Source organism: Novosphingobium mangrovi (genome assembly GCF_022818885.1).
Classification (GTDB): domain Bacteria; phylum Pseudomonadota; class Alphaproteobacteria; order Sphingomonadales; family Sphingomonadaceae; genus Novosphingobium; species Novosphingobium mangrovi.
On record NZ_JALHAT010000022.1, the window covers coordinates 21,114 to 34,862 of the forward strand.

General features: G+C 66.7%; 11 protein-coding genes. 8 read left to right on the plus strand and 3 right to left on the minus strand.

Annotated features, from left to right (window positions below; translation table 11 throughout):
* The first annotated feature begins 75 nt into the window (after nt 1-75).
* On the plus strand, nt 76-1,485 hold the full coding sequence (locus MTR65_RS12565; protein ID WP_243800691.1) for an MFS transporter: 1,410 nt from the start codon (nt 76-78) through the stop codon (nt 1,483-1,485).
* 29 nt (nt 1,486-1,514) lie between these two features.
* Nucleotides 1,515-1,832: a hypothetical protein gene (locus MTR65_RS12570; protein ID WP_243800693.1), complete on the plus strand. Its 318-nt coding sequence runs from the start codon at nt 1,515-1,517 to the stop codon at nt 1,830-1,832.
* Nucleotides 1,833-1,851: 19 nt separating this feature from the next.
* Here MTR65_RS12570 and MTR65_RS12575 read toward each other — a convergent pair whose 3' ends face one another.
* Nucleotides 1,852-2,316 carry a nuclear transport factor 2 family protein gene (locus MTR65_RS12575; protein WP_243800695.1) on the minus strand — a complete coding sequence of 155 codons (465 nt, stop codon included), beginning with the start codon at nt 2,314-2,316 and terminating at the stop codon, nt 1,852-1,854.
* Between the two features lie 187 nt (nt 2,317-2,503).
* On the opposite strand from MTR65_RS12575, the gene MTR65_RS12580 reads away from it, so the two are divergent.
* Together MTR65_RS12580 and MTR65_RS12585 are read left to right on the plus strand one after the other, a co-directional pair.
* The gene (locus MTR65_RS12580) at nt 2,504-3,643 is read left to right on the plus strand and encodes a class I SAM-dependent methyltransferase (RefSeq protein ID WP_243800697.1); all 1,140 of its coding nucleotides are present in this window, start codon (nt 2,504-2,506) and stop codon (nt 3,641-3,643) included.
* Between the two features lie 88 nt (nt 3,644-3,731).
* A complete protein-coding gene (locus tag MTR65_RS12585; RefSeq protein WP_243800699.1) occupies nt 3,732-4,646 on the plus strand; it encodes a sulfotransferase domain-containing protein in 915 nt (304 codons plus the stop codon).
* 66 nt (nt 4,647-4,712) lie between these two features.
* Here the strand turns inward: MTR65_RS12585 and MTR65_RS12590 are convergent, their stop codons facing one another.
* Nucleotides 4,713-6,083 carry an FAD-dependent oxidoreductase gene (locus tag MTR65_RS12590; protein ID WP_243800713.1) on the minus strand — a complete coding sequence of 457 codons (1,371 nt, stop codon included), beginning with the start codon at nt 6,081-6,083 and terminating at the stop codon, nt 4,713-4,715.
* 236 nt (nt 6,084-6,319) lie between these two features.
* Here MTR65_RS12590 and MTR65_RS12595 point away from each other — a divergent pair, with 236 nt between their 5' ends.
* The 3 genes from MTR65_RS12595 (at nt 6,320) to MTR65_RS12605 (ending at nt 11,277) form a co-directional block, all read left to right on the plus strand.
* On the plus strand, nt 6,320-7,717 hold the full coding sequence (locus MTR65_RS12595) for an MFS transporter (RefSeq protein WP_243800715.1): 1,398 nt from the start codon (nt 6,320-6,322) through the stop codon (nt 7,715-7,717).
* Complete coding sequence (locus tag MTR65_RS20255; protein WP_243800717.1) at nt 7,714-8,790, plus strand: class I SAM-dependent methyltransferase; 1,077 nt, start codon at nt 7,714-7,716, stop codon at nt 8,788-8,790. Before MTR65_RS12595 ends, MTR65_RS20255 begins: the two co-directional genes overlap by 4 nt.
* Nucleotides 8,791-8,970: 180 nt before the next feature.
* Complete coding sequence (locus MTR65_RS12605; RefSeq protein ID WP_243800719.1) at nt 8,971-11,277, plus strand: TonB-dependent receptor; 2,307 nt, start codon at nt 8,971-8,973, stop codon at nt 11,275-11,277.
* Nucleotides 11,278-11,390: 113 nt separating this feature from the next.
* Here the strand turns inward: MTR65_RS12605 and MTR65_RS12610 are convergent, their stop codons facing one another.
* Nucleotides 11,391-12,632, minus strand: coding sequence for a serine hydrolase domain-containing protein (locus MTR65_RS12610; RefSeq protein WP_243800720.1), 1,242 nt, complete (start codon nt 12,630-12,632; stop codon nt 11,391-11,393).
* Nucleotides 12,633-12,907: 275 nt separating this feature from the next.
* Between MTR65_RS12610 and MTR65_RS12615 the strand changes: the two genes are divergently transcribed.
* Nucleotides 12,908-13,738 carry an alpha/beta hydrolase family protein gene (locus tag MTR65_RS12615; protein ID WP_243800721.1) on the plus strand — a complete coding sequence of 277 codons (831 nt, stop codon included), beginning with the start codon at nt 12,908-12,910 and terminating at the stop codon, nt 13,736-13,738.
* Nucleotides 13,739-13,749 lie beyond the last annotated feature (11 nt).

Consider the following 13,749-nt stretch of genomic DNA (forward strand, 5'->3'; position numbering starts at 1 on the left):
AGTCCGTTCTCGGCAGATGAACAGCGCTGCGCAAAGCCCCCTGCCCCAACGCACCTCTTGCGGCACACTCGCCCCATGACCCAGACGAGACGAGCCGCCACGCAGCCAAGCACCGTCGCTCTCATCACGTTCGCACTCGCCGCCTTCGGGCCGGGCCTGCTGCAGATGCCGATGATGGCCTACGTGCCCCAGCTCTACGCCAAGGAATTCGGGATCGACCTCGCCGCGCTGGGCGGCGTGCTTGTCACCTTGCGGGTGTTCGATGCGGTCACCGACCAGCTCATGGGCTACGTCTCAGACCGCACCCGCACCCGCTGGGGCGCGCGCAAGCCCTGGATCGTGGCGGGGGGGCTGCTGTGCCTCATCGCCTCCTTCTTCCTGCTTCGCCCGAGCGGACCGGTCGGCCTTGTCTACCTCGTCGCGTGGAAGGCGCTCTACGACTTCGGTTTCACGATGATCGACATCAACCAGCAGTCCTGGGGCGCGGAGCTAACCAGCGACTACAATGCGCGCTCGAAGATCACGGGAGCCAAGGCCATTGTCACCCAGCTGGGAAGCCTGGGCAACTACGTCCTGCCCATCGCGGTGGCCTGGTTCGGCCTCACTGAAAGTTCGGCCTACTCGATCGACATGCTCGCCTATTTTTTCGTCGCGGCCGCAGCGATCTTCCCCATCACGATCGGCATCAGCTTCGTCTTCGCACCCAAGGGAATCGCGCTCCCTGCCAAGCGCCCCGAATTGATCGGCTTTTTAAAGTCGGTGCGTTCCAACAAGCCCTTGTGGATTTACCTGGCCTCTTTCTCCTTGTGCGGGATGGGCATGGGGATCCTGCAGATCATCTTCACGTTCTATGACGGCTACCTCAAGCTTGGCGCCTGGTACCCCTACCTGATGACCGTCTTCGCGATCACCATGGCCGCTTCCATGCCGCTGTGGATCTGGGCCGCAGGCCGTTTCGGCAAGCACAAGAGTTATGTCGTTGCGGTCACGATCTCCAGCCTCGCGATGCAGGGCTACTGGTTTGTCGATGTCGCCACGATGAGCCTCGAGACGATCCTCGCGATCAGTTTCGTCGTTATCGTCTTCATCGGTGCGGGGGCTTCGGCCATCGTCGTCATCAGCCCGGCAATCCTGGCCGATGTCGCCGACTACGGGCGCCTTCGCACAGGTGAGCAGCGCACCGGGGGCTATTTCGCTTTCTACCTTCTCACCAACAAGGTGGCGCTGGCCATCGGCGCGGGGGCAGCCTTCCTGCTTCTCAGCCTGTTTGGCTACGATGCCCGCGCGGGCGCGACCAACGATGCGACCGCCGCCTTCGGCATGCTCTTCACCGTCGCGTTGCTCCCCGCAATTCTCAAGATCGGCGGCGCGCTCATCATCTGGCGCTTTCCCATCGACCAGCGCCGCCACGCCGTGATCCAGCGGCGCATCGCCCAGCTCGAGACCCGCCAGCTCGAAGCCCAGATGCCGCTCGCGCCCGTATGATCCCATTCCCACGAAAGGCCACCTGTCCCATGTCCAGTCCGTCCACCCCGCCCGCACACCGCTATCTCGAAGCCATGGACACCGAGGACCTCGCCCGCATGGTGATGAGCCTGCTTTCCGAGCTGTGGATCACGCGCGACCGTCTCGCCGTCGTGGAGGAACTGCTCGAGGACAAGGGCGTGCTCGAAACCGGCAGCGTCGAGAGCTTCGAATGGACGCCCGAGCGCGAGCCGAAGGTGGAAGCGCTGCGCGACCGCATGATCGCATCGGTCATGGGCGCGCCGCTTGCGGCCAAGGAGCGTACCTATCAGAAGATCCTGGAGCGCGCCGGCTTCACCGCCGAGTAACCGGCACGCTCCCGGGCGATCAGGGCAGGACCTGGCTGCGCGCCATTCCGCCCAGCACCCGCCAGGCACCGTCTTCCCGGATCCAGGTATGGGTGACATCGAAGCGGTCGTCGGCGGGCGTCCCGTCGGCGAGCCGCGTACGGTGCGTGCGGTAGTAGATGATCGCCGTCTCGCCGTGCAGCGTGAAATCAATCAGCTCCATCGCCAGTTCCTCCTGCGAGGCCTGGGGATTGGCAAGGGCGGCATCGAAACCGTCCACCCGCATCGGCGCAGCCAACACCGGCGGCCAGGCCATGTACCCCTTGGCGGTCGTGTTCGCGTAGGCGGAGACATCGCCCTTGCTGCGCCCCTCGTAGATCGCCTGTTCCAGCGTCCAGATCGCCGCGCGCGCGGTCTCGGTCTCGTCCGCCCGGACAGGCGCGCTGCCCGCCCCGGCTACAAGTACGGCCATCAGTGCGCCGATGCGCCATTTCGAACCCGTCATCGTCCTTCTCCTCCTGTGCTGGATCGTGCGCGCATCGCAGCACGCCCCGGGCCCTTTGCCGCAGTCCCGATGCGCCGCCTGCTCACCTGTTGAACAGCGCCTTGGAAAATGCGCGCGTGGCCGAAGCCCTTGCCGCACCCTGCCGGAAAGTAGACACTGATGCCCGAGCCGAGGATGGAGGCGAGAAATGAGTGAGGCGAAGTCGGAAGCAACCGGCACCCAGGCCGTACGGATGCCCGTGGCGTCCCAAACCATGTCCCAGCGCAGCCGCGCCGGGCTCGACGTGCTGGGCGGCATCCTCAAGTTCACCTCGGTCGCCACGCGCGAAGCCGCCCGCCAGGACTTCGAGACGAGCCCTGAAGGCCGCGCGCTCACCGAGGCGCACGCGACCGGCACCGCCGATACGCCCGAGGCGATTGCAGAACGTGTCGACAAGGCCAAGGATCTGGCTGCCAGCCTTCCCAACTACCGCATGGAACGCTTCGCCCAGCGCTATGTCGCCGAGGAGATGATGAACCGCAACCTCGTCGCCGCCGAGGAAATGCGCGCCATGCACGAGCATCTCGACAGCCTGCCGGTGAACAGCGCGGGCGGCAGCCTGGCCCTCGACCCCGAGGCCCCGCTGCCTGACTGGTACGAGGGCATCCACTTCCACCTCGCGCCGATCGGCGTCGATGGCTACGATCTGGGCACCAAGGGCGCCGGGATCGGACGCGTGTTCCGCTACGGCGGCTTTGCCGCGGTGCCGCCGGGCTCGAACATCGGCGGGCAGCGCATCGATGTCGTCAAGCAGTTCCGTCGCCGCGACCATAAGCGCATCCTCGAGATCGGCTGCGGCAGCGTCTTCACCCTGCTGGCGATCTCCAAGGTCTTCCCCGAGGCCGAGCTGATCGGCTGCGACCTCAACGGCCGGGGCCTGAAAGAGGGGCACCGCCTCGCCGAGAAGATGGGCCTCAAGGTGGACCTGCGCCAGTGCGACGCGCGCACGACGGGCGAAGCGGACGAAAGCGTGGATGCGATCTTCAGCTACGCCGTTCACCACGAAGCGCCCGTTCCCGTGAACCGCGAGATGTTCGCCGAGGCCTTCCGCATTCTCAAATCCGGTGGTGAGATTGTGATTTCCGACCCGCCCCCGTTCCGCGCGGTCGACATGTTCACCGCCGTGCTCCTGGAATGGGACAACGACCACCGCGAGGAACCCTATTTCCGCGAGACGTGCCTGGCCAACTGGGAGGACGAACTGCGCGCGGCGGGCTTTATCGAGGTCGAGGCCTATGGCCTGGGTGCCCAGTCCTACCCCTGGGTCACGCGCGCGGTGAAGCCCTGAGCGCGCAGCGCGATTAAATTTCGGCAAGGCTCGTCTCTGCCTCTGATACCGCGCTAACCTGCCTCCTTCCGGGAGAAGGGGCCAAGACATGAGCGGGACCGAGGACGAAGCGGGCATTCCCTGGATCGTACCCGCGATCCAGCAGGACATCGCCTGGCGCGACGGCGACATCGTCATCTCGGTTCCCGCCAAGAGCGGCACGACCTGGACGATGAACATCGTCCACCAGTTGCTGAACGCGGGCTGCCATGCCTTCGAGGACATCTACGCCGAAGTCCCGTGGATCGAGTTCCTGCGCCATCCGGGCGATACGCCTGCAAACGTTCACGCCCGCCTGTCCGCCATGCCTGCCGACCGTCCGCGCGCCTTCAAGACCCACTCTCCGCCGCCCGTGGTCCCTTATCTGGACGGACGGGATAGCGCGCAGGTGCGCTACATCGTGGTGCTGCGCAATCCCGAAGAGGCGCTCGTCTCGCTGATGCCATTCCTGGCCCAGCATACCGACGCCTGGTTCGACCTCTGGGGCCTCCCGCGCGAGACGCTGTGCCGTTCGGACTTCGCCACCTTCTATGCGGACATCATCGCGCAGGGCGGCATGCACGCGCAGGGCTTTTTCGGGTTCCTCAACGCCTGGTGGCCGCTGCGCGCCGCGCCCAACGTGCTTTTCCTGCACTTTGGCGACATGAAGCGCGACCATGCCGGGACGATCCACAGAATCGCCGATTTCCTTGGGATATCACTCGACCATGCGGCCTGGTCGCGGGTCCTGGAATACACCTCGTTCGCGTGGATGAAGGCCCACCAGTCGCGCTTCGAGCTGCCCACCGTATGCCCCTGCCCGGTACTGGGGCCGGGCGCGATGATCCGCAAGGGCGAGACCGGCCACGCCCGTGAGGAGGGCATGACCGCCCGCATTGCCGCGGACCTGCGCCGGGTCGGCGAGACCACCTGCCGCGATCCCGCGGCGCTGGAGTGGTACTACACCGGCGGCCCTCTGCCCTGATGTGCCAGGGCTGCGCTCATTTCGCGGGATCGCCGCCCACCCGGAGCGGACAGAACGAGCCCCAATTCAGCCTTCGACCAACCGCGCCGCGCTGCGCCCGGCCACCTTGCCCAACGTCGTTGCCGTAAGGAGGCCGTTGCCCGCGAGATACCCATAGGAGCCCGTGCCCGAGATCCCGCGCGCCGCGCCGCCACCGGCGAAGAGATTGGGCAGCGGCGTACCGTCCGCGCCGCACACGCGCGCCTCGGCATCGACAACCAGACCGCCCTGGGTGTGGAACAGCGCCCCCGTGACCCGCGCCGCGTAGTAGGGCGCTTCCAGCAAGTGGCGCTCCTCGAAACGGCGCCCCCAGGCGTCCTGCACCTCGCCCCGCGCGATGGCGGCGACATCGGCCAGCGTGGCGCCGAGCGCCTTGGCCGGAAGGCGGGTCTTCTCGGCCAGTTCCTCGAGCGTCTGCGCGCTCACCACCGCGCCTGCCTTGAGGGCATCGCGGTAGTCGTCAAAGGCGCACATGAGCTGGTGCAGGCGTTCATCGAAGATCGACCAGGCGACGTGCTCGGGCTGCGCGTTGACCTTGGCTGCCTGCTCGGAATAGCCCGCGCTTTCATCGGAGAAACGCTTGCCCTCCAGGTTCACCTGGAAACCGCCTTCCATGATGAGCGGCCACAGGATCGGGATGCCATGCCCCATGGCAAGACCGCCGTGCCCCTGATAGCCAGTCATGTCCTCCAGTTTCGCGCCCAGTTCCTCGCCCCAACGCACCGCATCGCCCTTGTTGCCGGGATGGCCGTGGAAGGTGGCTGCAGCCATGTCGGGGATGAATTTTGCCACCATCTCGGGATTGCCCGCAAAGCCCGAGCAGGCGAGGATCAGCGCATCGCAGGTGACGTCTTCCAGCGCGCCGTCAGGGCGGCGGTAGCGCACGCCTGTCACCCGCGCGCCGTCATGCAGCACCTCTTCCACGGTCGCCTCGGTCAGGATCGGGATCTCGGCCTTGCCGCAGGCATCTTCCAGCGCGGCCATCAGCTCGCCCCCGGTGCGGTTGGGCGTCCCGTACATGCGCCGCACGCTGTGCCCGGGATAGAGGAAGCCGTCGACCAGATCGAGCGGCACGCCGTGTTCGTCGCGCATCCAGGCAATCGTCTCGACCGACTCGCGCGCGATGGCAAGCGCCATGTCGGGATCGGTCAGCCCCTTGGTCTTGGCCATGATGTCCTGCGCGAACAGTTCCGGCGAATCGGCAATGCCCTGCGCGGCCTGCTCGGGCGTGCCCGAGGCTGGAATGAGCCCGGTCGACATCGCCGTGGAGCCGAGCGGGGTCGCGTCGCGCTCGATCACCAGCGCCTCCACGCCCGCATCGTGCGCGGCCAGCGCGGCGGTGAGCCCCGTGCCCCCGGCGCCCACGACAACGACCGGGAAATGCAGGGTATCGCTCATCGTCAGGTCTTCCTTCGTCATCTCGTAACAGGACCTGCACACTAGCGTTACGGGCCCGCCTGTCCTGCCTTGAAGCGCTCTGTTTTCAGCAGGTGAACAGCTGCACCGCGGGCCTTGGGCGCGCGGCTGTTCATCACATGAATTCGCATCGAATGAGCGCGCGCCATGGCTGCTTGCGCGCGGTAGCCTTCCCCTTCGTGCACCAAGCGTGCGAGACGAGTGGGGAAGAAGCCAAGATGACAAGCAAGGTCGCCGACGCCAGCGGGGAGGACACATTCCTGCCCGATCCGGCCCGCGATACCATCGAGAACCCGCGCCAGGTTCCGCTGCGCCTGCAGTACAGCTGGGGCTCGGGCGCGCTGGGCATCGCGATCCTGATGAACTCGATCGGCGGCCTGATCCTGTTCTACATGGTGAGCGTACTGCAGATCGACCCGGCTCTTGCAGGAACCCTGATCTTCGTCAGCAAGCTGCTGGGCGTGGTCACCGACCCGGTCGTGGGCACCTGGAGCGACCGTCTGCGCACCACCGGCAGCCGCCGCCGCCCGTTCCTGCTGTGGGGCTCGTTCGCCTGCGCGGGCTCGTACATCATGATCTTCACGACACCAATGTTCGCGAGCGAGATCCTGCGCGCCTCCTACGTTTTTGGCGCCCTCCTCATCTACACCTGCGGCTACGCGCTCTTCAACGTGCCCTACATGTCGATGCCCGCCGAGATGACCGACAGCTACCACGAGCGTTCGGCCATCCACGGTGTGCGCATGATGTATGTCGCGATCGCCTCGCTGGTGGTCGGCACGATTTCGCCCATCGCGCTCGAGGCGCTGGGGCGCACGAGCCAGTTCTCCTACACGGTGATCGGCCTGTGCGGCGGGGCGATCATCTTCGGCGCCACCATGATCGCCTATCTGGGCACGCGCAGCGCGCGCTTCACCGCCAGCCAGGTGGAGCGCCCGAAGATCCTAAGCGAAGTCGGGCACGTCTTCTCCAACCGCCACTTCATCCGCCTGCTCGGGGTCAAGGCGACGCAGCTGATCGGCGTTGCCTCCTCGCAGGCCGCCGCGATGTTCTTTCTCCTCAACGTGCTCCAGCGCGACCTCACGATCCTCGCGCCCGCCGCGGTCGTGGGGACGCTGGTCCAGCTCGCCTCGGCCCCGCTTCTCGTGCGTCTTTCGCGCAAGATCGGCAAGAGCCAGACCTACATTGTGGGCGGCAGCTTCTACCTGCTGGCCGTGCTGAGCTGGTACTTCGCCTCGCCGACAGAGCCACTGATCTTCTACGTGCTGCGCATGGCCGTGGTCTCGTTCGGGGCCTGCGCCAACGTGATCATGGCGATGTCGATGCTGACCGACATCATCAGCTTCGACGCGCTGCGCACCGGCGTTCGCCGCGAGGGCGTCTACACCGCGTTCTACAGCTTCACCGAGAAGTTCACCTTCGCCGTAGGCCCCCTGATCGTGGGCATCGCGCTCTCGGCCGCCGGGTTCGACAAGACGCTGCCGCCCGAGGCCATGCGCACCCCGGAAATCCGGCAGGCGCTGCTGCTCGGCGTATGCTACATTCCCGGTTTCCTGAGCATTGCGGCGATCACGCTGCTTGCCGGCTACAAACTCAAGCAGGAGGACGTCTCGTGACCGACACCCTTGCCGCACCTGACACCGATAACCCGCTGGCCTTCACCGCGCAGCAGCGCGGGCGCGCCTCGCTCGACTTCATGATCCACCTTGCGCGCGGCGGCCAGCCGCTGCGCAGTCAGGTGAGCGCAGAGCAGGCCGAAATGCTGCCCGACCCGGCGGTCCTTCCCGATGACCTCGACCTGCGTGACCGGCAGCTTAGCCAGACCTGCCTGGCCAGCCCCGCCTATCGCACCAGCCAGCTTCTGGGCGAATACCATGCGCGCATGCACGGCCTCGTCGCGCGCGAGGCTTTCGAGGACGTGCGCGAAACCATCGATCCGGTGATCGAACGCTACCAGTCGCAAGGGCCGACCACGCTCGAACCCGCACCCGAAGGCGCGGTGCCCCCGGCCTATTTCGAGGGCGTCAACTTCCACCGCACTGCGGGCGGCTGGGAAGACCACGCGATGCAAGGGTATATCCACGGCGAAATCGTCCACCGCAAGCTGGTGGAAGCGCTCTATCCCGGCGGCATCTACAAGCAGCGCCGCGCGGTCGCCGCGATGGCACCGCGCGACGATTACACGCGCATCCTCGACATGGGCGCGTCGACCGGCCACTTCACGCAGGCCCTGCAGGAGGTCTACCCCGAGGCCGAAATCACCGGCGTCGACCTTTCGCTGCGCGTCCTCGAACACGCCCAGCGCATCGGCAACGCGCACGGCTGGGCCTGGAAGCTCTACCAGCGCCCGGCCGAGGACACCGGCTTTGCCGACGCCTCGTTCGACCTCGTCGCCTCGTACATTCTGCTCCACGAGATCCCCGCCGACGTGATCCGCGCCGTCTTTGCCGAGGCTTTCCGCGTGCTGGAGCCCGGCGGCGACATGATCATGTCCGACGTCACCCGCTACGCCGACATGGACAAGCTCTCGGTCTGGCGGGCGGACAGCGGCGCGCGGCTTGGCGGCGAGCCGTTCTGGCGCGAATCGGCCAGCCTCGATCTTGCCGAAGTGGCGCGCGAGGCCGGCTTCGTCGACGTGACGGCGCACGGCATCTATCCCCACGTCGTCCAGGGCCGCAAGCCGGCCTGAGGCTTCCTTTCCCCGCTCTCGCGTTCACCCTGCGAACAGCGGTGAGCGCCAGAGCGGCTTGCAAATTCACCCCTTGAACAGCGCCCCCCAAATGGTTTGGGGGCGCGCTGCCAAGGGGACACCTTCCCCCCCGAGGAGACCCGGGCCGATGCGCCCGTACACGACCATCCAGGGGGAACCATGATCCATCGCCATACCTACAAGACGCAGGCCCTGTGTTCGATCGCGCTGGGCGCGCTCGCCATCGCGCTGCCCGGTGCCGCGCAGGCCCAGGAGGCACCGGCCGCGAGCGAGAACCAGCCGGCCGGCACCATCGTCGTCACCGCGCGCAACCGTGCGGAGAGCATCCAGGAGGTGCCGATGTCGATCACCGCGCTCAGCGACGAGACGATGGAGAAGAAGTCGGTCGAAGGCATGAGCGACATCGCCCGCTTCACGCCCGGCCTCAGCTTCGAGAACTATTCCAGCGGCTTCCAGGTCCCCGTCATCCGCGCCCAGGCGCAGACCAGCGTGACCGCGCTCGAAACCAACGTCGCCACCTTCTACGACGGCATCTACATGCCGCGCAGCTGGTCGGTCGACATGGGGGTGGCGGCGCTCGACCGCGTCGAGGTGGTCAAGGGCCCGCAGAGCGCACGCTACGGACGCAACGCCTTTGCCGGCGCGGTCAACTTCATTGCCTACAAGGCCACTACTGACGGCGATTTCACCGCCGAGGGCGAGGTGACCGCAGGGATCTACGACCGCTATGATGCCAGCGTGAAGGCCAAGCTGCCGATCAGCGACCAGTTCGGCCTTGCCGCCACTTACAACCACTCCGAATTCGACGGCACCTGGACGAACTCCAACCCCTGGGCCAATGCCGGAGTCAGCCCGGGCACCGACGGGCGCATCGGCGGGTGGAACAACGATTCCTGGTCGGTCTCGGCAATTGCCCGTCCGACCGAGGGCATGGTCATCGAGGCCAGCTACTCCGAGTTCGACATCGAGCGCGAATCCAACCCCAACGCCGACTACGAGGAAGCCAACGGCCAGCTCAACTGCGGCGCCATTCGTGCCAGCGGCAATCCCAGCCTGATGTGCGGCGAAGTGCCCGGCACCGGTTCGCGCGCCAATGTCGATCCGCGCAGCTACGGTGCCTGGACCAGCACGCAGATCGCGCGCATCCGCGCCGCCTACGAGTTCGCCCCGCACTGGAACGCCAGCTACCTGTTCGGCCGCGTGACCGGCGATGTCAGCATCGGCAACATGACCGTGTCCGACCCGTCAAACTGCGTTGCCAGCTGCGTCTTCCAGAACGCGCCCGTCGGCGAGATCGACTACGATTCGCACGAGTGGCGCGTCGACTACGATGGCTCCAGCTTCGACTTTGCCTTCGGCGGGTTCATCTCCAAGGGCGATGACGACTACAACTTCAACCTCGTCTACGCCCCGCCGCTGAGCGAGGGCCAGCCGGTTGTTCCCTTCACCGAGAATGCGACGCTCAACCTCACGCTCACCAACACGACGACGACGACGCTGGTGCGCTCGGTCTTCGGCGAAACCCAGTGGACCTCACCCTCGGGCAACCTGCGGCTGGGTGCAGAAGGGCGCTACTCCTGGACCGACCTCTCGGTTCTCAACAACCGCAACGGCATGGGCTATGCGGACACCTTCCGCGCCTTCACCCCGCGCTTCACCGCCGAATTCGACGCCTCGGCCGACACCCTGCTCTACGCCTCGGCCGCGCGCGGCACCAAGGCGGGCGGCTTCAACGCCACGGCCGCCTCGGACACGCAGCGCACCTATGGCGAGGAATCGAACTGGACCTACGAAGTGGGTGCCAAGAATACCCTCATGGGTGGACGCCTGACTTTCAACGCGGCCCTGTTCTACACCGACTGGAGCGACATCCAGATCAACTCGGCCGACACTTACGCCAACGATCCCAACGCGGTGAACATCGTCCTCAACCTGGGCAGTGCCACCGTCTATGGCGCGGAGTTCGACACCGCGTTCTATCCCGACGACCACTGGTCGTTCGATGCCAACTTCTCCTATGCGCATGGCGAGTACAGCGACGAGACGGTCGATGCGCGTTTCAGCCGCACGGTTTCGCCCTGCGACGGGATCGTGTGCACGCCCGATGGCAGCGTCGGCGGCAACCAGATCGAGCGCACGCCGCGCGCCAAGGGTTCGTTCGGCGCGCAGTGGCAGACCGAGATGCCCTGGGACAACGGCTCGTTCTTCCTGCGCGGCGATGTCAGCTGGCAGGACAAGATGTACACCACCCCCGCCAACGAGGCGACCATCCCCTCGCGCACGCTGTTCAACGCGCGCTCGGGCATCTCCTTCGGCAACTTCGACCTCAGCATCTGGGCGCGTAACCTCTTCGACAAGAAGTACGTCTCGAACGCCTATGTCGTGCTGCTCCCCTCGGGCAACAGCTACCAGCTGTTCTACGGCGAGCGCCGCACCATGGGCCTCACGCTCAAGGCGAAGTACTGATCGCAAGACCTGCCCCCGCGCCGTGAGGTGCGGGGGACACGTCAGCCAAAGAAAGGGGCCCGGATCCATGCGATCCGGGCCCCTTTCTTGTCATTTGCGCGGCGCGCGAAAGCTCAGTTGGCGGCAAGCCCGCGCAGGATGAGGTTGGGCAGCACCGTATTGTCCCAGACCGGCTCGTTGGGCGGGCTGTCTCCGGTGCGCAGGACCACCAGTTGGCGCGAGGGCACGACGTAGACCACCTGGTTGGAATTGCCGTCGAACAGGAACAGGTCGTCTGCGGCATAGGGCTCGGAGTGGTAGTTGCGCCCATAGGTCAGCTCCGGATTGGCCGGTCCGCGCCACTCGACATAGGGCGCCCCCACGTAGACACCGAGCCCGGCATGCGGGTTCTGCGCAGAAGGCGTGCGCATGGCGGTGACGAAACCCTCGGGCAGCAGGCGCGCGCCCTCCCAGGTTCCGTCCTGCGCCAGCAGCACGGCAAGGCGCAGGTAGCTTTCGGCGGGAAGCAGGATGCAGCACCCCGAATGGGGCGTGCCGCCCGGATGGTCCATCCAGATCTGCCCGCCGCGCGCGCCGATCTTCGCCAGAACCTCGCGGCCCACCCAATCCTCGTATGGGGTCTCCGTCGCGCGCTCGATCAAGAGCGCGACAAGATCCCCATTGGCGTTGGAATATTCATAGCGGCTGCCCGGCGTGTCGACGAGCGGGTAGTCCTCGATCAGCACCCGGTCGTGGAAGGGATGCAGGTAGGAGCGGTTGAGAACGCTCTCGGGATCGGTGGAACTGCCCTGCGGCAAGAGCCCCGAGCGCATGCCCAGGACCTGCCGGATGGTGATCGCGGCCTTGGGCGTACCCTGCCACTCGGTCAGGAAATCGGCCATCGGCTGGTCGAGCGAGGCGATGTGCCCTGCCGCCATGGCCCGCCCCACCGCAATCGTCGCGAGTGGCTTGGCCAGCGACTTGGAGACAACCGGACTGGTGGCGGTCGTCTCGCCGAAGTAGTCCTCGCTCACCATGTGGCCGTCCTGCCAAACGAGAAACGCGGAACTGTTGGCCTGCGCGGCATAGGCGCGCGCGGCCGCCAGGGCATCGGGCGCCACGCCGCTTCCCTTCGGAAAAGGCGTCCAGGCCGCCGTGCCCTCAACCGGGGCGAGGGTGTCGTAGCCGGCCAGCCCCGCGCCGGGCTCGCGCCGCATGTAGCGCGCAAAGCGCTCCTGGTAGAGCGCCTCGCCCTCGGCCTCGCTCAAGCCGGTATCGGCATGCGCGGGCGCCTCGGGCACCGGCACCGCGGCGCAGCTGGCCAGCAGCGCAGGCAACAGCGTGGGCAGGGCAAGGGATGCGAAGGATCGCTTCATGCAGAGTTTCTCCTGATCTCGTGGCCCTTGTTCTGCACCGCGCTCGCGCGCACCTGAATGCAGGACTGCACGCGTTTTCAACTGACGAACACAGCGCACAAAACGGGGAGCGCTCGGCCGCCAACTCGTCGATCATTGCGGTCATGACGAGGTTACCAACACTGGTTCAGGCAACGGCCGCGCTGTCCCTTCTGGCAAGCCTTCCGGCCTGTGCGTCCACCGCACCCGGAGCCCCCACGATGCGGGAGAGTGCTGCTGAACAGAGCGTTCCTGGCGTGCGCAGGCAAACCGTGACGCTTGCGACCGAAGACGCGCGCACGCTTGCCGTCACCGTCTACGCGCCCGAGGCCGCCTGCGAGGCCTGCGCGCTGGTGATCTTCTCACACGGCAATTTCGCAACGCCCGAACGCTATGACCGCGTGTTGCGCGCCTGGGCCGCACAGGGGTTCGTGGTTGCCGCCCCGCTTCACACCGATTCCGAGGAATATCCCGAGCCGGACAAGTACCCCGACAGCCGCGCCACCCGCCTCGCCGACTGGCGTGCGGTCGATGCGGCCTTTGCCCCCGGCCTCCCCGAGGGCCTGGACCTGGGCGCGACCACCCTGTCGGGCAAGGTGATCGCCGCCGGACACAGCTACGGCGCGCTCATCGCGCTGGTCGCGGGCGGGGCGACACTCGCCGATCCGGCCTGGACGCTGGGCACGGCCCGTGCGCCCGAGGCGGTCATCGCGCTGTCTCCGCCGGGCGAAATGAAGGGGCTCGCAACGCGCGAAGGGCTCGGCGCGCTGAGGCACCCCGCGCTCGTCGTCACCGGAACCAGCGATGTCCTGCCCGGCTTCATCGACGACTGGCACCAGCACCTCGACGCTTACGAAGCCGCCCCCCAGGGACTGGGCTACGCCCTCGTCTTTGCGGACATGAACCACTATTTCAACGGGTCCTTCGGACGCCCGAGCGAGGACGGCACGCGCAAGGCCGCCGACGCGCTCGCCCGAATGACCCGCGAGACCGGAGACTTCATGCGCGCGGCCCTTGCCGGCGCGCTCCCCGGTTCCAGGATCTGGGCCCAGCGCAGCGACGCCATGGCCGAGGCCCGCGCCCACTAAGGACAACCGCC